The organism is Ferrimonas sediminum (genome assembly GCF_900100175.1).
Taxonomy (GTDB): Bacteria; Pseudomonadota; Gammaproteobacteria; order Enterobacterales; family Shewanellaceae; genus Ferrimonas; species Ferrimonas sediminum.
This window is the reverse complement of the sequence record NZ_FNEM01000009.1, coordinates 154,143-175,080: the sequence shown is the minus strand read 5'-3', so window position 1 is coordinate 175,080 and position 20,938 is coordinate 154,143. Positions and strand designations below refer to the sequence as shown.

Below are 20,938 nucleotides of genomic sequence, written 5' to 3'. Positions count from 1 at the left end.
AAGGGGTAGCTCTTGATGGTCTTGATGAACAGCGGCATATCCCTGGGATTGGTGATCATCAAGTTGGTACCGCCAAGCTTCATAAAGGTCAGGCAGTTACAGGTCAAAGCGAAGATGTGGTACAGCGGCAGAGCGGTAATCACCAACTCCTCGCCCTCTTTCAATGTCGGGCCAATCCAGGAGCTGACCTGTTCCAGGTTAGCCACCATGTTGCGGTGGGTCAGCATCGCGCCTTTGGCGACCCCGGTGGTGCCACCGGTGTATTGTAAGAACGCCAGATCGCCGTTGTGAATCTCCGGCTTTTTAAGCTGCAGCTTGGCTCCCCTGTACAGGGCAGTGCGCATGGAGTGGGCTCCGGGTAGTTGGTACTTGGGCACCATCTTTTTGACGTATTTAACGACAAAATTGACCAGCGTACGCTTAAACGGTGAGAGCTGATCGCCGAGTTTGGTCAGAATCACATGCTCGATGGGGGTGTCGTCCACCACCTCTTCCAGAGTAGAGGCAAAGTTAGACACCACCACAATGGCTTTCGCGCCGCTGTCATTAAGCTGGTGTTTCAATTCACGAGCGGTGTATAACGGGTTGACGTTGACGACTACCAGACCGGCACGTAACACACCAAACAGAGCCACCGGATATTGAATCAGGTTGGGCATCATAATGGCGACCCGGTCGCCTTTTTCCAGCTTCAACTCCTGCTGCAGGTAAGCGGCGAAATCGCGGCTGAGCCTGTCCAATTCGTTATAGGTAATCGATTTCCCCATATTGATAAAGGCAGGTTTATCCCCATAACGAGAGACCGATTGTTCGAACAGGTCTACCAGAGAGGCAAACTTATCAGCATCAATCTCTGCCGGCACCCCTTCCGGATAACTCGTTAACCAGACCTTTTCCATGTGTCGCTCCTTGTCCTGACGGCTTAATCCTTTCCGCTTCTGGTATTTAAGCGACTGTATTAAACAGCCGTATAAACGTGAACATCATCACACAACTAATTGAAGATGTCAGCCATACCCACCCAAGAAATTAACATTTGTTGGTGATTTTTTGATCGCGGCAGGATAGTGGCGGGCAGACACTATGATTACAACTCCGGTTCATTACAGAGGAATTGCGGGCGACGGCAACGAATGCCGCCGGAATATAAAAAAAGCGACATACCAGCCAGTGGAATGTCGCTTCTCTCTGAAATTTCAGAATTTTGAATTTTTTGCCGCTTTTAGACGCTCAATGCTGCCAGTTTCTCCGACGCCAACTCTCCGCGCCAGCCTCGAGTTACCACAGGCTGCTCACTGCTGGCGCCTAAACGCCACTTAAGATATTGATGTACCAGCTTCTTTGAGGCCATCAACTCCTGCGCCACCTGATGCTGCTCGCACACTTCAATCAGCACTTTACGCACCCGTTTGGCCGCGTCTCGAAATGCCGGATCGGCACTCAGGGGATCCACCGGCTCCGGCGGGTTGTCCACATCGGCATTGGCAATGGCTTTGAGGATGGCACGGCCGTGACGCTGCACGTCCCGCTCCGTCAGGCAGTCCAACTGAGTCAGATAACCCATGCTACGGGGCGCCCGTTTCGCCAACTGCAACAGCGCGGCATCCTTAATCACAAAGTTCAGCGCCAGATCCCGCTGTTGTGCCACCTGCAGGCGCCAGGCCGCTAACGATCTCAGAATCGCCAGTTGCTCGGGGCCCAGTTGATAGGCGTTTTTCACCTTCAGGTAAGCGGTATCCGGGTTGACAGGCAACAAACGCCCCTCGGTAATCCGCTCCCCCTCCTCCAGCAGCCAGGACAGACGCTGGGCATCGGCAATCTCACTCGCCATGGTGCGATAGATAGTCAGCAGGTAGTAGACATCGGCCGCCGCATACTGCAACTGCTTATCCCGCAGGGGCCGCGCCAACCAATCGGTGCGAGCCTCCCCCTTATCCAATTCAATCTCCAGATAGGCGGACACCATCTTGCCATAACCCATGGCCACGCCCCGATTCAGAAGCACCCCGGCTATTTGGGTATCAAACAGCGGCTTAGGCTGCACCCGACCCTGCTGGGCAAAGATCTCCAGATCCTCACTGCAGGAGTGCAATACCTTCACCACCGATTCGTCTGCCAGCAACTCCCAGAACGGACTCAAGTCACTGATCGCCAGCGGATCCACCAGGGCAAGGGTAGTGCCATCGTAGATCTGGATCAGGCCCAACTGGGCGTACAGGGTTCGGGTGCGCACAAACTCGGTGTCCAGCGCCACGGCATCGGCCTGGCGGCACTGGGCACACACCTGCGCCAGTTGTTCATCGGTGTCTATCCACTGCCAGCTGAATTCGCTCATCAGGATTGATTCTCTTTCATCTCATCGCGCAGTTCCCGGCGCAGAATTTTACCCACGTTGCTCTTAGGCAGTTCATCCCGAAACTCGACCAGTTTCGGTACCTTGTAGCCGGTCAGCTGTTTGCGGCAGTGGGCGACCAACTCCTTATCGGTGAGGTTGTCGTCTTTCGCCACCACAAAAATTTTCACCAGTTCGCCGGAGGCCGCATGGGGCACGCCTACCGCGGCCACTTCCACCACTTTCGGATGGCTGGCCACGACGTCTTCCACCTCGTTGGGGAAAACATTGAATCCGGATACCAGAATCATGTCCTTTTTGCGATCAACAATAAAGAACTGCCCCTTGTCATCCATATAGCCGATGTCGCCGGTAAACAACCAGCCGTCCTCGGTGAGCACCTTGGCGGTCTCTTCCGGGCGCTGCCAGTAACCGCGCATCACCTGGGGGCCACGTACCTGCAGCTCACCGGACTCTCCGATAGCCACCGGCTGGCCGTCATCGTCGACCGCTCGCATCTCGGTGGAGGGCAGTGGCAAACCGATGGAGCCGGTGTACTCGCTCTGATTGTAGGTGCCCGCCGCCGCCACCGGCGAACATTCGGTCAGGCCGTAGCCTTCGATGAGCGGCAAACCGGTCAGGGCTTCCCAGCGCTCCGCCACGGCACGCTGTACCGCCATGCCACCGCCAATGGTCAGCTTGAACTGACTGAAATTGGCCTCTTTGAACTCATCGTTGTTCAGCAGCGCATTGAACAGAGTGTTGACCCCAGTCAGCGCAGTAAAGGGGTATTTCTTCAATTCACCAATGAACGCGGGCATGTCTCTGGGGTTGGTGATCAGCAGATTCTGGCCACCCTTTTTAAAGAACAGCAGCAGGTTTACCGTGTTGGCAAACACGTGATACAGAGGCAGCGGCGTGACCACCATCTCTTCGCCATCTTTGAGGATAGGACCAAAATAGGCATCGGCCTGCAACATGTTAGCCAGCAACGAACGATGAGTCAGCATCGCCCCTTTGGCCACCCCGGTAGTACCGCCGGTGTACTGCAATACGGCAATATCGTCACTATCAACGTTGGGTTTGATGTACTGCAACCGCCGTCCGACCGACAACACCTTGCGCATGGAGACCGCGTACGGCAGGTGGTATTTCGGTACCATCTTCTTGATGTACTGCACCACGAAGTTAACCACAGTCCGCTTGGGCGCCGACAGGTGATCGCCAATCTTGGTCAGGATCACGTGCTCCACCGGCGTGTCGTCGACAATCTGCTGCAGACTCTGGCCAAAGTTGGTGACCAGCACGATCGCCTTGGCGCCGGCGTCGCACAGTTGATGCTTAAGTTCCCTGGGGGTGTACAGCGGATTCACGTTCACCGCCACCATTCCAGCCCGCAGCACGCCCAGTAGCGCCACCGGGTACTGCAGCAGGTTAGGCATCATCAGTGCCACCCGATCGCCTTTCTGCAACTTCAGTTCATTTTGCAGGTAGGCGGCAAACGCCCGGCTCTGCTCCTCAACCCGGCGATAGGTCAGCACCGCCCCCATATTGATGAACGCCACCTGATCGGCGTACTGGTTGCAGCTGCGCTCGAACAGGTCGAGCAGGTTGCGAAACTGGTCGGGTTGAATCTCTGCCGGTACATCGGCGGGGTAGCTGTTAAGCCATGCCTTATCCACTCTGTTCTCCTTTCTCGAACAGGACTGCCTGGGTCTAAACGTAAACGAAGCCGGTCTGCGGCGCAGGCTCGTTAGCCTCTTATTCGCGATGGATCGCGGCGCATTCGTTACCGACTTCGTAGACTGTTACAAACGGTTTCAATGATAGCGCGATTCACACCGATGCCTAGTCTAAGTCGGTGTGTTCGCTGCTTTTTACATCAATAAATTGCAATATATGCCTCAGCAGTTGCTGCGGCTGCTCCATATGGCAATGATGGCCACCCTCTATCTCTTCGATACGGGCATCGGCAAACCAGTGCCGCCGGCTGTGCCAGGCAGATTTGAGTTCGTCAAAGCCGCCCTGCCCCAGCACAAAGCAGGTGGGCGTCGTCAGCCCCTGCATCAAATTCTGCCCCTGCTCTTCGGTCATCATCCAGGGTGAACGCATTCGTAAACGCGGATCCGAGCGCCAGCACCATCGACCATCCTGCTGCTGTTGCAGGTTGCGCTGCAGCAGCAAGCGGGCGATGTCGACGTCAAACTGGCCGGCCTTGGCCCGGGCTGACACCAGGGTATCGATATCCCGGTAGCTGGCCTGGGAAACCGGTTTGTCCCGACTGGCAAAGCCCTGGCGCATCTTCTCCAGGGTCTGCTCCGGCGCTGCGGTCAGTGGCCCTAAGGCCTCCACCACCATCAACCGCGCCACCTGCTGCGGATACAACGCCGCAAACAGACTGGCAATGATTCCGCCCATGGAGTGCCCCAGCACCAAAACCGGGCGTTGCGGCAATTGTGGCCACAACTGATGCAGCTCGTACAGATAATCCAGAAAATGGTAGTAATTGCCCTGATGACGATTCTGTGAGTGGCCATGACCGGGAAACTCCACCGCCAGCAACTGATATCCGGCGGCCACCAGATGCGGTGCCAGGGGCGCAAAGCTGTTGCCATTGTCGAGCCAGCCATGAAATGCCACCACCAGTGGCGCATCGGGGTCGCCCCAGCGCAGGCCGGCCAGCTCGATGCTGTCCAGGGAAAACCCCATCTCTTCTGGTGCGGGCAAGAGTGCCATAGCAATCCCTCTGTTGTCTTGTGGTTTCACTGCCCAACCCGCTGGTTGGAGCAGTTACTCTAATGCTAGATCTCAGGCTTATAAAATTTCAGCGTCATACGATCGGATTCACCGATGGCCAGATACTTCTGTTTGTCCTGCTCTTTGAGGCGCAGAGACGGCGGCAGGGTCCACACCCCTTCCGGGTAATCCTTGCTGTCTTTGGCATTGGCGTTAATTTCGCTGCTGGCCGCCAGCCGAAACCCCACCTTCTGAGCCAGATCAATCATCTGCTGCTGATCCATGTAGCCAGACTCAGCCGGCATTCCCGGCTTGCCCCGGTGCTCCACCACCCCGAATACCCCCCGGGTGTCAGTACCTCGAAAACCGCCTCAAACACCGCCAGCAGATCCCCGGCCACGGCCCAGTTATGCAAGTTGCGGAAGGTCAGCACCATGTGGGCACTGGCCTCCACCCCAAGGCGGGTCGTCCTTGGCGGATCAAAGGTCACCACCTGTACCTTGCCATACAGAGACGGGGTCGCCGCCAACTTCTGCTCATAGCGTTTTCCGACGCCGGCCCGATAGCGGCTGCGTGGCGTATCCAGTTTTGGCTCAGTCTCAAAACTGGCGGCGATGAAGGTGCCATTATCACGAAGAAACGGCGCCAGAATTTCGGTATACCAGCCGCCGCCAGGCCACAACTCGATCACCGTCATATCCGGGTGCAACCCCAAAAATTCCAGTGTCTGCACCGGATGCCGGTACTGATTGCGCGCCACATTGGCCTCGGAACGATGGGGACCCTGTGCCCAGTGGCTCAGATCGGCGGTGTGGGGGGCGGTATCGGAATGGGCCTGAGTGACCAGAGGCATCAGTGCCACCGCAGCGGCGAGCAACATCGGTTTCATCGGGGGTTCCTCCTTGGAACGGACGCGGGAAATCGGCGTAGAAGACAGGCTAATACCCTATCGCTGTGGTGGGAGATTGCAACGCTAACGTGTTGCAAAATCTTTGCAAACGTCCAGTAGGAAAGGATCAGACGTACAGGTCGACGCCAATCATCGATTGCAGCTGCTGCCTCAGCGGCTGATTGACCATCTCTTTATAGGTGGCGATGGCATTGGAGTTGGCGTGGTCATCCACCAGACGGGCCCGGCCCGCCTGCCACTGCTGCCAGGATTGAGCATCGGCAGGCAAGACCAGCTTAGTGGACACCGGGGCCGGCGCAGCCGCTTCCTCAGGCGCAACGTCACGCTTGATTTTTGCATCCGGCCGGGCCGGAATCTGGCTGAGTAAGCCAACGGGCTGCATCACAACATCAATCCTTTATCGACAAGGGGAATTACTTGCCTGGCATCTTTTTCCATGCCACGTTATCTCTCAGGTACACCGGCTCAACCTGCTCCAGCGGCTGTGCCAACCCCTGCTTAAACTGGTCCAGTACCAGAGGCACCATCATCTTAGCACTGGGCAAACGGCAATCGCCAGCGACCTGTAGCCGGCCATTATCCAGCAGTTGCGGATAGGCCTCAAAACCGGTACCTACGGCCACCAGCCCCTCTCCCTGCATCAATTCCAGCTCCAGTAATTGCTCAGGGGCGATCACCATCTCCTGCCCCTGCAGCACCGCCAGTCCCTGCTCGGCATCGTATCGGGCAGCGTAGACTTCCCCCATGCGGGCATCAATGGCCGCTATCACCGAAGTGGCACCGGCATCGATGGCACCCTGTGCCATGGCCGCCAGGTTGGAGATCGGCAACACAGGCAGTTCCGCCCCCAGCGCCAATCCCTGCATCATCGATGTGCCGATACGGATACCGGTAAAACTGCCGGGACCGCGGCCGAAGCCGATGGCGTCCAACTGGTTCAGCGCCAACCCGGCATCCTCCAGCAACTGCTTTACAAACGGCAGAATTTTCTGGCTGTGCTCGCGGGGTGCCTCTTCACACAGGGCGGTAACGGTGTCGCCAAGGATCAGCGCCGCCGAGCAGTTCTCGGTGGCGGTGTCGATGATCAGAATCTTTGCAGACATCAAACTTCTCTTAATCGTACTAATGCGTTATCCAGCTCGCGGGTGCGCGCCATGGCAGGCAAGCTGGCAATAAACTGTTCGCCATAGGGGCGATGAACCAAGCGGGGATCGCCGATCACCAACACCCCCTGATCTTGCTCGCTGCGAATCAACCGGCCGACGCCCTGCTTGAGGGCCAAGATCGCCTGAGGCAGTTGCACCTGGCTGAAAGGATCCTGGCCGCTGCGCTCACAGGCGCTGACTCTGGCCTGAGTGAGCGGATCGTCCGGAGACACAAAGGGCAATTTGTCGATCATAACACAACACAAGCCACGGCCTCTAACGTCCACCCCCTCCCAAAACGCACTGGTTCCCAGCAACACCGCATTGCCATAGGCGTGGAACCGGCTTAACAACTGGCGTTTGGAGTCCATTCCCTGTACCAGCAGAGGCCGGGACTGACGTCGGCTGAGGCGCTCCCCCACCTGATGCATCATGTGGTAACTGGTAAACAGCAGGAAGGTGCGGCCGTCGGCGGCCTCGATAAGCTGATGGGCGATGGCCGCCAGATGATCTGCCACCCCGGCTTCGTGGGGTTCGGGTAGGCCCCTGGGCACACACATCAACGCCTGGCGCGAGTAATCGAAGGGGCTGTCGAGAATCAGGGTTTCGGCATCGTCCAACGCCATCTGGCGGGTAAAATAGCCAAAATCACCGGCTACCTGCAGGGTCGCAGAGGTAAAAGCCCAGGCGCAGTGGTATTGCTGATACAACTCTTTGAGCTTATCACGCACCGACAGCGGACTGGAGATCAGGGCAAACCCCTGCTTACGCCGCTCCAGGGTATAGGCCTGACTGGCATCCGGGTTGGCGAAATGCGCCAACAACCCCATCAGCCGGGCACAACGCTCAAAGCAGAGATCCGCCAGCTCATCCCGGCCCAGGTGATAGCCCAACTCCTTGTGCAGCCCCCGCAGCTGCTGTTCAAGCTCAGCCATGGCGTCGGTGACCCGGGCATACTTCAGTTGCACCAACCAGCCGGGCGCCCCGTTGGCGTGTAGCGCCTCACTGAGTTCATCCGCCTGGCGCTGCAGGTCATCGGCCCGGACCTCCAGGCTTTTGCAGTCTTTCAACTGCTGATACAGGCGCCGCACATCCCGCGCAAGATAATGGAAGTTCGACGACGTTAGCCGCTCACCAAAGCGATTTAGCGCAATATCAGGCAACTGATGGGCTTCATCAAAGATCAACCAGTCCAGCTCAGGCAGCAGTTCGCCGAAGCCGCCCTCCTTGAGGCCGGAATCGGCAAAAAACAGGTGGTGGTTGATCACCACCAGATCCGCCGCCATCGCCTTGGCCCGGGCCCGCTTCAGAAAACAGCGGTCGAACTCCGGACACTTGCGCCCCAGGCAGTTGTCATGGGTGGAGGTCACTTTGCGCAGAATCGGCGCGTCCTCCGCCAGGGAGTCCATCTCTGCCATATCCCCGCTGCCGGTGCCGTTGGCCCAGCTGCGAATTCGAATAAGCTGATCCATCTCGATGGGGCTCTGATTGTCCGTATCGGCCAGATGGCGGTGCAGATGGTAGTGGCACAAGTAGTTACTGCGCCCCTTGAGCAGCGCCACCCGAATGCCGCTGTCCAGCAGCGGCAGCAGGCTGGGAAGATCCTTAAAGAACAACTGATCCTGCAGGTTTTTGGTTCCGGTGCTGATGGCCACCCGTTTGCCACTGAGCAGAGCCGGCAACAGGTAGGCAAAGGTTTTACCTGTGCCGGTGCCCGCCTCGGCCACCAAGCGTTGGCCAGGCTTATGGTTTCTGGCAATCGCATGGGCCAGTTGCTGCTGGGCCTGGCGAAAACGGAAGTTCGGCAGCTGCTCCGCCAGCAGGCCGTTGGCGGCAAAAGCCTGTTTGATTCTGTTGGGGAAACGGGCCATACGCCGCCTGAATAGTGGATCCGGCGGCCATTATGGCACAGGCCGAAAACAATGCCTTCCCTCCACCGGCCGGTTTAGAAAAAAAACTGCTATCAGGGTGTTGCAATCTCCCCGGTGCTCCTGTTAGCTTAAAAACACGCCACGATAATCGTGCACAAGAATTTAAGGAAACGTTCCAATGCTGAAGTTTACTGCGCTACATCACCATCACCATTCCAAGCGGTAGCCTTTGGCATTAACGCTGGAAGGCTGCTGTTTAAACGGCGCCCTCCAGCGGATTCAGAACTGAATACCCGAAAACCCTGGAGCAAGCGCCCAGGGTTTTTTCGTATCTACAGGACTGAACACATGACACAACAACGACTGCGCATCGCCATTCAAAAATCCGGCCGACTGGCCGATGAATGCCAGACCCTGCTCAAGGGCGCCGGGCTCAAACTCAACCTGCGGGATCAGCGCCTGTTGAGCCACTGCCAGAATCTGCCCATCGACATCCTGCGGGTTCGCGATGACGACATTCCCGGTCTGGTGATGGACGGCGTGGTCGATCTGGGCATCGTCGGTGAAAACGTCCTCGAAGAGGAGCGGCTGGAGCGCCAGGCCATGACCCGGCCGGCAGAGTTCACCACCCTGCGCCGACTGGATTTCGGCGGTTGTCGCCTGTCATTGGCGGTGGACAAGGATATGGATTACACCGGCCCTGCCTCGCTGGCCAATACCCGCATCGCCACCTCCTACCCCTATCTGTTGGCCCAGTTTATGAACCAGGCTGGCGTTCCTTTCAGCGACTGCATGCTTAAAGGCTCCGTCGAGGTGGCTCCCCGCGCCGGACTGGCAGACGCCATCTGCGATCTGGTCAGCACCGGCGCCACCCTGGAGGCCAATGGCCTCAAAGAGTGTGAAGTGATGTTTCGCTCCAAGGCGACCCTGATTCAGAGCCAACAACCGTTGAGTGACGCCAACCAGGAGTTGGTGGACAAACTGCTGACCCGCATCAACGGTGTGATTCAGGCCCGTGAGAGCAAATACATCATGCTGCACGCCCCAAAAGCGGCCTTGGATCAGGTGGTGGCGCTGCTGCCTGGTGCCGAAAACCCCACCATACTGCCACTGGCACAGGACAGCGAGCGGGTCGCCCTGCACGCCGTCAGCTCCGAAACCCTGTTCTGGGAAACCATGGAACAGCTCAAAGCCCTGGGCGCCAGCTCCATTCTGGTGCTGCCCATTGAGAAGATGCTGGGGTAAGCCATGCAAAGTTACACATGGACTCAACTGGATCCGCAAGCCCGCACCGCCGTGCTGGCTCGCGCCGAACAGGTACAAAACGCCAGCCTCAGCGAATCGGTGACCGCCATTCTGCGTCAGGTTCAGCAGCAGGGGGACGAGGCGCTGATGCAACTCAGTGAACGCTTCGACGGCCAGCGTCCTGAGCAACTGGTGTACGACAGTGACGAGTTGGCCCGCCGCGGCGCCAGCATCACAGACAGCCTCAAGCAGGCCATCGATGCCGCCATCGACAACCTGGATGCCTTCCATCGCGCCCAGCAGTTCACCACCGTCGAGGTGGAAACCCAACCCGGCGTTCGCTGCGAACTGCGCAGCGAAGCCATCGAGCGGGTAGGCCTGTATGTGCCCGGCGGCAGTGCACCACTGGTCTCCTCGGTATTGATGCAAGCACTGCCCGCGCGCATCGCCGGTTGCAGCGTGCGGGTGATGGCGACGCCACCACCGGTCTCCGACGCCATCTGTTACGCCGCCTGGCGCTGCGGCATCCAACAACTGTTTCCGGTCGGCGGCGCCCAGGCCATCGCGGCCCTGGCTTACGGCACCGAAACCGTGCCACGGGTCGACAAGATTTTTGGCCCGGGCAACCGTTTTGTCACCGAAGCCAAAACCCAGGTCAGCGTCGGCGGCACCGCTATCGACATGCCTGCCGGCCCCTCAGAGGTGTTGGTGATCGCCGATGACAACGCCGATCCGGCCTTTGTGGCGGCCGACCTGCTGTCCCAGGCCGAGCACGGTGAAGACAGCCAGGCGATGCTGGTGTGCCTGAGCCAGCAATTTGCCAACCGGGTCAACGAGCAGCTGCAGAGCCAACTGGCTGGCCTGAGCCGCCGGGCGATCGCCACCCAGGCTCTGGCCCAGAGCCGCACCCTGATCTGCGACACGCTGGCGCAGGCCTGCGAGGTTTCCAATCGCTACGGTCCGGAGCACCTGATTGTGCAAACCGACGATCCGCGGGCACTGCTGCCCTCTCTGCGCGCCGCCGGCTCCATCTTCCTGGGCCGCTGGTCACCGGAATCGGTAGGCGATTACGCCAGTGGCACCAATCACGTCCTGCCTACCTACGGCGCCTCCCGCAGTGCCTCCAGCCTGTCACTGGCGGACTTCTGCCGCCGCTTTACGGTGCAACAACTCAGCCGTGACGGCCTGCTGGGACTGGCGGATACCGTGATGACTCTGGCCGATGCCGAAGGCCTGGATGCCCACGCCAACGCCGTGGCCCTGCGTCTTAAGGCCCCCTCTACTGCAAGGAGTGACTCATGAGCCTGGCCCAACGACTCTGCTGCCCGCAGCTACGGGATCTGACCCCCTACGCCTCGGCACGGCGCAGCGCCAGCGGCGGCAACGTCTGGCTTAACGCCAACGAAAGCCCATGGCGCAACGCCAATGTAGCCGGCATCAACCGCTATCCGGACTGCCAACCTCCCCAGTTGCGCCAGGCCTACGCCGATTACGCCAGCGTCGCCCCGTCGCAGGTGCTGATCAGCCGTGGCGCCGACGAAGGCATCGAGCTGTTGATTCGAGCCTTTTGTGTGCCCGGCCAGGATAAGGTGGTCAGCCTCACGCCCAGCTACGGCATGTACCGCATCAGCGCCGAAACCTGTGGCATCGACTACCAGGCAATTCCCTGGCAGCAGGGGTACACCCTGCCCCCGTCACTGGTGGATGCAGGCCGCGATGCCAAGCTGCTGTTCATCTGCAACCCCAACAACCCCACCGGCACGCTGGTGCCGACCGACGATCTGCTGCAACTGGCCCGGGCGCTGCCCGAGACTCTGGTGGTGATTGACGAAGCCTACATCGAGTTCTGCCCGCAGCAGAGCCTGGCCGCCTCCATTGCCGCCACTCCCAACCTAGTGGTGCTGCGAACCCTGTCGAAGGCGTTTGCCCTGGCCGGCGCCCGCTGCGGCTTCGTACTTGCCAATGACGACGTCATCGCCATGCTGGAAAAGGTGATCGCCCCCTACCCGGTGCCGGTGCCGGTCAGCGATCTGGCTCTGGAGACCCTAAGCAACTTCGGCATTCGCCGCATGCAGAGCCAGGTCAGCCAACTGAATGCCCGACGTCAGGCACTGATAACGGCGCTGGACGCCCTGCCCGGAGTCGGCACCATCCTCGACTCCGCCAGCAACTTTGTGCTGTTTGAAGCCGATAACGCCGACGTACTGCTGGCTGATCTGGCCGCCAATGGCATACTGATCCGCGCCTACTCGGCACTGCCGGGCTGGCTGAGGGTCAGCATCGGCAGTGATTCGGAGATGAGCGCCCTGATGGCCGCCCTGGAACCCGCCCTACAACAACCCCGACAGGATGCACAACAATGAGCCAACAACCCATCCTCTTTATCGACCGCGATGGCACTCTGGTAGAGGAGCCCGCCATCGACAAGCAGCTGGACTCACTGGAAAAGCTGGTGTTTGAACCCGGCGTGGTACCGGCCCTGCTGGCGCTGCAACAAGCCGGCTATCTGCTGGTGATGGTGTCCAATCAGGACGGCCTGGGCACCGACAGTTTTCCTCAGAGCGACTTCGATGCGCCCCACAACGCCATGATGGCGCTGTTCACCAGTCAGGGAATTCGCTTCGATGAGGTGCTGATCTGCCCACACTTTGACCGCGACAACTGCAGTTGCCGCAAACCCAAGCTGGGGCTGGTGCGTGACTTCCTGACCCAGGGCCGCATCGACTTTACCCGCTCGGCGGTGATTGGCGACCGCAGCACCGATCTGCAACTGGCCGAGGCCATGGGCATTGCCGGCATCCAATACGACCGTGACACCTTTGGTTGGGAGGCCATCGTCCGCCAGTTAACCCAGGGCGATCGCCGGGCCAGTGCCCGCCGCACCACCAAAGAGACCGACATTAACATCAGCGTCGATCTGGACAGCAACGGGCCGGTGTCCATCAACACCGGCGTCGGCTTTTTCGACCACATGCTGGAGCAGATTGCCACCCACGGCGGCATCGCCATGGAGCTGACCATGAGCGGTGACCTGCACATCGATGAGCACCACAGCGTCGAAGACGTGGCCCTGACCCTGGGCACGGCGCTGAAACAGGCACTGGGCGATAAACGGGGCATCGGCCGGTTCGGATTCGCCCTGCCGATGGACGAGACCCAGGCACAATGCCTGCTGGATCTGTCCGGCCGCCCCTACCTGCGTTTCGAAGCCAGCTTTAACCGTGACAAAGTGGGCGATCTCAGCACCGAGATGGTACCGCACTTTTTCCGATCGCTGGCTGACAGCCTGGGCGCCACCCTGCACCTGTCGGTGGACGGTGACAACGAACACCACAAGGTAGAAGCGCTGTTCAAGGTCTTTGGCCGTACCCTGCGCCAGGCCATCGCCATTCAAGGCGACCAGTTGCCCTCCTCCAAAGGAGTGCTGTAATGAGCCAGTCCCAACCGAAACGGGTCACCATCATCGACACCGGCTGCGCCAACCTCAGCTCGGTTCGCTTTGCACTGCTGCGACTGGGCGCCGAGGTCAGCGTCAGCCGCGACCCGGCACAGATTCTCGCCAGCGACCGGGTGATCCTGCCCGGTGTCGGCAGCGCACCGGCTGGCATGCAGGCGCTGCGTGACTCCGGTGTCCTCGATAGCCTGGGCCAGTTGACCCAACCCCTGCTGGGGATCTGTCTGGGCATGCAGCTGCTGGGCCAGAGCAGCGACGAAGGTCAGGCACAGCTCACCGGCCTGTTGCCGTTTCGCTGCAGCAAGCTCAAGGCCAATGGCCAACCCCTGCCCCACATGGGCTGGAACACCATCAGCCCTGGCGACCACCCGCTGTTTGCCGGCATTGCCGAGGGCAGCTACCTCTACTTTGTGCACAGCTACGCCGTGGCCGAGTCGGAGTTGACCCTGGCACGCTGTCACTATGGGCAGACGTTCTCCGCCGCCGTCGGTCGCGGCAACCTGATGGGGGTGCAGTTTCACCCCGAACGCAGCGGCCCGGTAGGCGCAAAAATACTGCAAAACTTTCTGGAGATGCCATCGTGATCATCCCTGCAATCGATCTCATTAACGGCCAGGTAGTGCGCCTGAAAAAAGGCGACTTTAACCAGGTGACCCAATTCGATGCCGACCCACTGACGCAGCTGCAGGCCTACCAAAACGCCGGCAGCCGCCAGCTACATCTCGTGGATCTGGACGGCGCCAAAGACCCCGGCCAGCGCCAACTGGACACCATCACCGCCCTGACCCAGGGCCTGGACGCGCCCCTGCAGGTAGGCGGTGGCATCCGCGATCGTCAGGAGGTGGAGTCACTGCTGGCTCTGGGGGTAGACAAGGTGGTGATCGGCTCCCTGGCCGCCCGCGACCCTCAAACCGTCGCCGGCTGGATCGAGGCCTTTGGCCCCGAGCGCATCACCGTTGCGCTGGATCTGCTGCTGGACGCCGACGGCAACGCCCAGGTGGCCACCCACGGCTGGCAGCAGGGCTCCGGTAAACTCATCGACGAAGTGATCGCACCGCTGCTGCAAGCCGGGCTGAAACACGTCCTGTGCACCGACATCGACCGCGATGGCATGCTCAGCGGCCCCAACGTCGCCCTGTATGCCCGGCTGATTCAGCAATACCCCCAGGTATGCTGGCAGGCATCCGGCGGCATCGCCGAACTGGAGGATCTGCGCCAGCTCAAAGCCATCGGCATTGGCGGCATCATCATCGGCAAGGCGCTGCTCACCGGCCGTTTCACCATTGAGGAGGCACTGGCATGCTGGCAAAACGCATAATCCCCTGTCTGGACGTGAAAGCCGGCCAGGTGGTGAAAGGGGTGCAGTTTCGAAATCACGAAGTGGTGGGTGACATTCTCAATCTCGCCAGTCGCTACGCCAGCGAAGGCGCCGACGAGTTGGTGTTTTACGACATAACCGCTTCCAGCGACGGTCGAACCGTCGACAAAAGCTGGGTCAGCGCAGTGGCCGAAAGGTTGGATATCCCCTTCTGCGTCGCCGGCGGTATCAAGACCATTGAGGATGCCCGCCAGATTCTGGCCGACGGCGCCGATAAGATCTCGGTCAACTCACCGGCGCTGGCCGACCCCGATCTTATCAACCGCCTCAATGACACCTTTGGTCGTCAGTGTGTGGTGGTGGGCATCGACTCCTGGTACGACCGCGACAGCGACAGCTACAAGGTGTACCAGTTTACCGGTGATGAAAACGCCACCCGCCAGACCCAGTGGTTCACCCAGGACTGGGCCGAAGAGGTGGAGCGTCGGGGCGCCGGAGAGATTGTACTCAATGTCATGAATCAGGATGGCGTACGCCGCGGCTACGACGTCGACCAGCTCAGCGCCATTCGACAGGCCTGCAACCTGCCGCTGATCGCCTCCGGTGGCGCCGGCACCATGGCCCACTTTGCCGAGGTGTTCAGCCAGGCGCGGGTCGACGGCGCCCTGGCGGCCTCGGTCTTCCACAAACAACTGATCGACATTATGGATCTGAAACACTACCTGAAACAGCAAGGAATCGAGGTGCGCGTATGACCACACTCTCTATCGACTGGAACAAAATGGACAATCTGGTTCCGGTTGTGGTGCAACACCACTACAGCGGCCAGGTTCTGATGCTGGGCTACATGAATCCGGAAGCGGTCGCAGTCACCCTGCAAACCGGCAAGGTGACGTTTTACAGCCGCTCCAAGCAGCGGTTATGGACCAAGGGGGAGAGCTCAGGCAATGTGCTGACCCTGATCAGCCTGAGCTCCGACTGCGACAACGACGCCCTGCTGGTGCAGGCGATTCCGGCGGGCCCCACCTGCCACCTCGGTACCACCAGTTGCTTTAGTGGCCTCGATAATCAGCCGTTTCTGGGCAAGCTGTCCCAGGTGGTGGCCGAGCGTGCCGACGCCGATCCAAGCAGCAGCTACACCGCCCAGTTGCTCAATGGCAATCCACGCCGGGTGGCGCAAAAAGTGGGTGAAGAGGGAGTGGAAGTGGCATTGGCGGCGGCCACCAACGACCGTGACAACCTGGTGGATGAAACCGCCGATCTGCTGTACCACCTGACGGTGTTGCTGGAGCAGCAGCAGGTTCCTCTGCCCGAGGTGATCGCCAAACTGGCCTCCCGTCACCAGTAGTTGAAGCCCCCGGTTGCAGCTGCAACCGGGCGTTTCTATCTAGGTTATCGGCACCAGGCTACGGCGTGCGCTGTGGCCACTACTCCCACACCGATTCGGGCAGGGTCTGCAGCTTGTCCAGCATGGCGTTATCCGGTGCCATCTCCTGACAGGGAGGCACCACCAGGGTGGTGATCTGATTCAGGGTGGCCTGGGGTAGCTCTCCCAGGGGCAAGCGCTCAATGCGGGTGGGCTCAAGCGGCGAGGTAGCCGCCTCGTAGAGGATCACCTCATGGTCCAGCGGATAATCCCGGGACAGCTTCTCCACCAGCAGCTTGATATACGCCTGGTGGGTCTCAAACCGCTTCATGGAGAGATCCCCGGCCACACCGGGCTGCCACAGGATCAGCAGCGCACTGGGATCGATGAACCGCTGATAAATCATAAACTGGGTGCACTCCATCGCCTGCTCACCAGCGCTGGCCGGATCGATCTCCAGATCGGCATACAGGCAATCTGCCGCCGAAATCCCGGGCTCCATGTGAGCCGAAAACGCCTCTGCCCTAGCCAGGTCGATCGCCTTCTTGGAGATGCAGGAGAACACCGATGGGTGGCCGTAAAACACCGCACACACCCTGCGTCCCTTGCGCACCTCCTCCATGATTCGCTCAGCCATCTCATCATAGGTCTGGCCCCGCGGCTTACCCTCTGCCCCCCCTTCACCATAGAGATCAAGCAGGCAGCGATACTCCTTGCTCATCTCCTTGATCCATTGTCGGCTAAGGTGATTGGCCATCGCCGCCAGCACCACATCCGCCTGCTCAATACAGCTCTTGGCCCTGGGAGTAAGCTGACCCGCCAGCCGCATCCCCGAGCCCACACAAACCAAACTGCCCTGCTTGCCCATCACCGAATCTCTTCAAGTTACGAAAAACACACCCGGCTCAGGCAACAAGCCAGTGCCGGCCATGGCGCCCCTACTTCAGTGGTGTCTGAACCAGCTCCGCCTGCAGGCTACACAGTCCCATCGACGGCTTATAATCCCCTGTGCCCTCATCCTCCAGCACCGTCACCACCCGGTTGCGCCCCAGATGCTTGGCCTGATACAGGCACTTGTCGGCAGTCATCAGCAGCTTATCCAGGCTGTCCACGGTGTCATCAAGCCTTGCCACCCCGAAACTGGCACTGATGTCCAGATTTTCGATGGCCACCGGCGAAATGATCCGTTCCAATCCCTCGCGGCAGCGCTCCGACAACTGCCTGGCCTGCTCAATATCCGTATTGGGCAGACAGATAACAAACTCCTCGCCCCCCAAACGGCCAAGAATATCCTTATCCCGAATGCTGGTGCGCACCACACTGGACACCGTTTTCAGCACCCAATCCCCCACTGCATGACCGAAGGTATCGTTGACCCGCTTAAAGAGATCCAAATCAAACACCACTAAAGACAACGGTTGCTCCCGTCGCTTCGCCTCGGCCACCGCCTTGGTACAAGACTCCATCAAACTCACCCGAGACAACACTTTGGTCAGGGTATCTGTCTCTAGGGATGCCTTAATCTTTGACTTCTGCCGCTGCACTCCCATAACAGTCAACACAAGTAAAACGCAGGCCAATGTACTCCAGCCTAAAAACACTAATGATTGTTTATATTTGTACTCCGCTTCCAGACTATTTTTTTCTGCGATCGCGAGTCGATTTTCAAAGTCCAAATACTTACTTTTTGCCATCTCGAACACCATTGATTTATCTAATGCATCTCGGGCAAATTTTTCGGTATGCTCGACAGCCAACTTACCGTATTGATAAGAACTATCGAACTCCCCCAAAGAATAATACAGTTTAAATAGTGTCGGGTATATTTCTCTTAAGTTCTCATCCAAACCCTGATTTCTAAGGCGATTTTCGGCTAGCAGTAGGAATCTTTTAGATTGCTCGAAGTCCCCAATTTCCAAGAAAGCCTTACCCAATGCATGTTCAATGGTACTAAGATATTCGTAACCTTGGTCAGCATCTTGAGAACTATAAAACTCAACCCCATACTCTATCGCTTCATCAAACCTTCCCTGACTGGTCAACACCCCGATATACAAAGCTCTAAGCATTGCAACAACTAAAGCGTCGTTGCTTCCAAGACAAGTCTTCTCCGCCTCTCTCCATGAGGCTAAAAACTGCTTATATCTTGAAGACTTCGACATTATCTCAGCAATATTGGCCCTACCGTAACATAAAATCTTATCATTTCCTGAATCCACACCAAGGTGAACTATCCGACTGGCAAAGGTTTCTGACTCACCGTAGAGGAAAAGAGAATTGTAAATATTGACCAGGGCATGAAGAGCAATCAAGCTAATATACGGATCCTCAACTTCGTCTAACAAAGATAAAGATGCATTAGCCGTTATTATTGCGTCCTCATACAACCCAAGATAAGAGTAAACTTCTGTCATCTGTTGATTGGCTTTAATTCTATTAGACACACTTGAATTCGGCCAATCTACTGTCTTCAGCAAGCTCAGTCTTTCTTTGTGCTTATGATGGACACCGAGATGATAAGCATGATACAGAACTAACCTGTCAGTCTGAGATTTAGTTAAGACTTCTCTCTTAGAGTTCAGGAAAGAAATCACTTTTTCTGCTTCGAGCGGGTTTGTAAAAGAAAGATCACGAATGCTATCAATTAAAACATCATTTTTATCTTGAGCAAATGAAAGACAAGAAAAGCATATGAGAAGATGAGCAATAAAGTAAAGGGCTGCACTTTTCACTCACCTCTCCCTAAACTTACTTTTGCTGAATTTGAATTGCTTTTTCGAATAAGTCTAAATCAGAGCCCGTGAGTTTGGCTAGTTTCGCTTTATCACCGGACATCACTGCAGCAATCTCTTCATCACTTAATCCATAAGACTTCATTGTAGCTTCAGGATCGTTCTTGTGAGCAGCCAGCAGATCAGCGTTACAATCCAGTTCGTTGATGTAGTTGAGAAGTGTCGACATGGTTTCCATTCCCTAAAGTGTAATGCGGTCTAGTGGCGCATCCTGACCAGGCTCAGACCCGGCTTATGTGACCTTTTCAAATCATAACAATGGTCTATGACAAAGGTAAAGCCAATAGGTAACATTTCATCAACATTGGGGAGGGCCTGTGCAGGCTTGAACTGGCAGGAGAACAGATATAAAAAACCCCGGCAAAGCCGGGGCGTGGTAGTACTGACTGTTTCATCCCTCGTAAGAGACATCATCTCAGCATGGCAATATATTGTTGATTATGTTGCCTTTATTGTTATCGGACGTCCTGTCATCCTCAATACAAGGTGTCCCCAAACGTCCACTTGGAGTGGTTAGTTGAACAGGTCAAACTCGCCGGATTCGATCTCTGGCTTCAGCGCCAGGTAATCGCTCTGACTCAAGCCGGTAAGTTCAAAACCCAGAAACTCTTTGTGCTCCAGAAGGTTTACGCTATCAAGTCGACTACACATCTGTGCTTCGGCCTGCTCCAATGCGTCTTCTGCGCTATCGGCCACAACGTCGAACTGCTCGAAATGGAAGCCGATAAAATTTTCGTCGGCATCGGTTTCGTTAGCCCGGCCAAACACTACGTAATCCATCTTATAATCCTTCAAGTCGTTTTCGGAGTATAAGTTATACCGTTCAAATTAAAATGAAAAGAACTTATTTAATTAATTTTCATTGATCTTAAAATACAGGTAGTTATAAAAACAAAGTGCAAAACAAAGCGTTAACTTGATCACACTTTATCAGGTCAAACCATTTCAACATTTACTTATGCAATACCAGTTTAAGTTATTGATTTCATATTTACAGACACAAAACACCGGCCCTGCCAATGATCAATTATTTAACTGCAAATCAATCACTTGCAAAAGCTAAAAAATGTAAAACGAATGTTTTTCACAATTATATCCATAGATATGGCTTTATATATTAGTGACATAAACAAAAACCACCGCCGGCGAATTCTGGTTATTCTTATTTTGTTATAACGTGATTCATTTTGAAAATGAAGTTACCCTTCCTGCGGATACTCTCGATGTCGCTAAGATCATTACCAAACCTTTTATTTAACTGAATAATAATAGTTTTATTTCTTACCAAAACACAGTTCAGTCGGATGTCACCACCGCCATCGACACAAATAGGCACTTTCTCCTTGACACCCAGATGATAATGGTTATCATTTAGATCAACTTCACTCGCAACTGACCTCTGGAGACCTGACTATGCTGTTTACCATTGATGCTCGTCTGGATCACAGCCCGAACCAACTGACCGTGTTCCATACCCTGACCGGACGCCCGGTGTTGCACCTGAATGAGTCAGAGTTGCGGGAGATGCTGGAAGCTGGCGATATCTGCATGCAGGAGCTGACCAGCAACGATTCCGGTACCTTGCAAAGCCTGGCCTGGGAACTGCTGTTGTTTCAAAGCGCTTCGCACACCCGCCACAGTTCATTGTCGAGCTTCCACGCCTAGCGGTCGCCGCATTTCAAAAGACACTGGGTACCCGAGTACGCGGGCACGACAGAAGGTCATTTGACGCTTGGTGTTACCCGCGCTTCCCTGCGATCACAGCTACT

Annotated in this window: 20 protein-coding genes and 1 pseudogene; 9 read left to right on the top strand and 12 right to left on the bottom strand. The window is 57.1% G+C overall.

Going from position 1 to position 20,938, the window contains the following annotated elements:
• The 8 genes and pseudogenes from BLT77_RS12075 to yoaA form a co-directional block, all read right to left on the bottom strand.
• Nucleotides 1-899: AMP-binding protein (locus tag BLT77_RS12075; RefSeq protein ID WP_143026628.1), on the bottom strand; the 899-nt coding region annotated here is incomplete at its 3' end.
• A 323-nt stretch (nt 900-1,222) separates the two neighbouring features.
• A complete protein-coding gene (gene rnd, locus BLT77_RS12070; RefSeq protein WP_090365520.1) occupies nt 1,223-2,335 on the bottom strand; it encodes a ribonuclease D in 1,113 nt (370 codons plus the stop codon).
• Nucleotides 2,335-4,014, bottom strand: a complete 1,680-nt coding sequence (fadD, locus tag BLT77_RS12065) for a long-chain-fatty-acid--CoA ligase FadD (RefSeq protein ID WP_090365519.1) — start codon at nt 4,012-4,014, stop codon at nt 2,335-2,337. The genes rnd and fadD overlap by 1 nt, the downstream gene beginning before the upstream one ends.
• A gap of 166 nt (nt 4,015-4,180) precedes the next feature.
• Nucleotides 4,181-5,068, bottom strand: a complete 888-nt coding sequence (locus tag BLT77_RS12060; RefSeq protein ID WP_090365518.1) for an alpha/beta fold hydrolase — start codon at nt 5,066-5,068, stop codon at nt 4,181-4,183.
• A 65-nt stretch (nt 5,069-5,133) separates the two neighbouring features.
• Nucleotides 5,134-5,957, bottom strand: a pseudogene (locus BLT77_RS12055) (class I SAM-dependent methyltransferase).
• Between the two features lie 127 nt (nt 5,958-6,084).
• Entirely contained in the window at nt 6,085-6,363 is a 279-nt protein-coding gene (locus BLT77_RS12050) for a hypothetical protein (RefSeq protein WP_143026627.1), read from the bottom strand.
• 28 nt (nt 6,364-6,391) lie between these two features.
• Complete coding sequence (gene tsaB, locus BLT77_RS12045; RefSeq protein WP_090365516.1) at nt 6,392-7,081, bottom strand: tRNA (adenosine(37)-N6)-threonylcarbamoyltransferase complex dimerization subunit type 1 TsaB; 690 nt, start codon at nt 7,079-7,081, stop codon at nt 6,392-6,394.
• On the bottom strand, nt 7,081-8,994 hold the full coding sequence (gene yoaA, locus BLT77_RS12040) for a DNA repair helicase YoaA (protein ID WP_090365515.1): 1,914 nt from the start codon (nt 8,992-8,994) through the stop codon (nt 7,081-7,083). Before yoaA ends, tsaB begins: the two co-directional genes overlap by 1 nt.
• A gap of 348 nt (nt 8,995-9,342) precedes the next feature.
• Between yoaA and hisG the strand changes: the two genes are divergently transcribed.
• From hisG to hisIE, 8 genes are read left to right on the top strand one after another with little or no spacing between them, the layout of a single operon-like run.
• Nucleotides 9,343-10,239 carry an ATP phosphoribosyltransferase gene (gene hisG, locus BLT77_RS12035; protein WP_090365514.1) on the top strand — a complete coding sequence of 299 codons (897 nt, stop codon included), beginning with the start codon at nt 9,343-9,345 and terminating at the stop codon, nt 10,237-10,239.
• Between the two features lie 3 nt (nt 10,240-10,242).
• Nucleotides 10,243-11,541: a histidinol dehydrogenase gene (hisD, locus tag BLT77_RS12030; RefSeq protein ID WP_090365513.1), complete on the top strand. Its 1,299-nt coding sequence runs from the start codon at nt 10,243-10,245 to the stop codon at nt 11,539-11,541.
• Complete coding sequence (gene hisC / locus BLT77_RS12025; protein WP_090365512.1) at nt 11,538-12,602, top strand: histidinol-phosphate transaminase; 1,065 nt, start codon at nt 11,538-11,540, stop codon at nt 12,600-12,602. The genes hisD and hisC overlap by 4 nt, the downstream gene beginning before the upstream one ends.
• A complete protein-coding gene (gene hisB, locus BLT77_RS12020) occupies nt 12,599-13,669 on the top strand; it encodes a bifunctional histidinol-phosphatase/imidazoleglycerol-phosphate dehydratase HisB (RefSeq protein WP_090365511.1) in 1,071 nt (356 codons plus the stop codon). The genes hisC and hisB overlap by 4 nt, the downstream gene beginning before the upstream one ends.
• Nucleotides 13,669-14,277: an imidazole glycerol phosphate synthase subunit HisH gene (gene hisH, locus BLT77_RS12015; RefSeq protein WP_090365510.1), complete on the top strand. Its 609-nt coding sequence runs from the start codon at nt 13,669-13,671 to the stop codon at nt 14,275-14,277. Before hisB ends, hisH begins: the two co-directional genes overlap by 1 nt.
• Complete coding sequence (hisA, locus tag BLT77_RS12010) at nt 14,274-15,011, top strand: 1-(5-phosphoribosyl)-5-[(5-phosphoribosylamino)methylideneamino]imidazole-4-carboxamide isomerase (RefSeq protein ID WP_090365509.1); 738 nt, start codon at nt 14,274-14,276, stop codon at nt 15,009-15,011. The genes hisH and hisA overlap by 4 nt, the downstream gene beginning before the upstream one ends.
• Nucleotides 14,993-15,766, top strand: a complete 774-nt coding sequence (gene hisF / locus BLT77_RS12005) for an imidazole glycerol phosphate synthase subunit HisF (RefSeq protein WP_090365508.1) — start codon at nt 14,993-14,995, stop codon at nt 15,764-15,766. The genes hisA and hisF overlap by 19 nt, the downstream gene beginning before the upstream one ends.
• Nucleotides 15,763-16,359: a bifunctional phosphoribosyl-AMP cyclohydrolase/phosphoribosyl-ATP diphosphatase HisIE gene (gene hisIE, locus BLT77_RS12000; protein WP_090365507.1), complete on the top strand. Its 597-nt coding sequence runs from the start codon at nt 15,763-15,765 to the stop codon at nt 16,357-16,359. The genes hisF and hisIE overlap by 4 nt, the downstream gene beginning before the upstream one ends.
• 79 nt (nt 16,360-16,438) lie before the next feature.
• Here the strand turns inward: hisIE and BLT77_RS11995 are convergent, their stop codons facing one another.
• The 4 genes from BLT77_RS11995 to BLT77_RS11980 all read right to left on the bottom strand — a co-directional run bounded on the left by BLT77_RS11995 (nt 16,439) and on the right by BLT77_RS11980 (nt 19,949).
• Nucleotides 16,439-17,245: an SAM-dependent methyltransferase gene (locus BLT77_RS11995; RefSeq protein WP_090365506.1), complete on the bottom strand. Its 807-nt coding sequence runs from the start codon at nt 17,243-17,245 to the stop codon at nt 16,439-16,441.
• A 70-nt stretch (nt 17,246-17,315) separates the two neighbouring features.
• Nucleotides 17,316-19,109, bottom strand: coding sequence for a tetratricopeptide repeat-containing diguanylate cyclase (locus tag BLT77_RS11990; protein WP_090365505.1), 1,794 nt, complete (start codon nt 19,107-19,109; stop codon nt 17,316-17,318).
• Nucleotides 19,110-19,125: 16 nt separating this feature from the next.
• Entirely contained in the window at nt 19,126-19,338 is a 213-nt protein-coding gene (locus BLT77_RS11985; RefSeq protein ID WP_090365526.1) for a hypothetical protein, read from the bottom strand.
• A gap of 344 nt (nt 19,339-19,682) precedes the next feature.
• A complete protein-coding gene (locus BLT77_RS11980; RefSeq protein ID WP_090365504.1) occupies nt 19,683-19,949 on the bottom strand; it encodes a hypothetical protein in 267 nt (88 codons plus the stop codon).
• A gap of 633 nt (nt 19,950-20,582) precedes the next feature.
• On the opposite strand from BLT77_RS11980, the gene BLT77_RS11975 reads away from it, so the two are divergent.
• Nucleotides 20,583-20,834 (top strand): hypothetical protein, encoded by a 252-nt coding sequence (locus tag BLT77_RS11975; protein WP_090365503.1) that lies wholly within the window; start codon nt 20,583-20,585, stop codon nt 20,832-20,834.
• Nucleotides 20,835-20,938 lie beyond the last annotated feature (104 nt).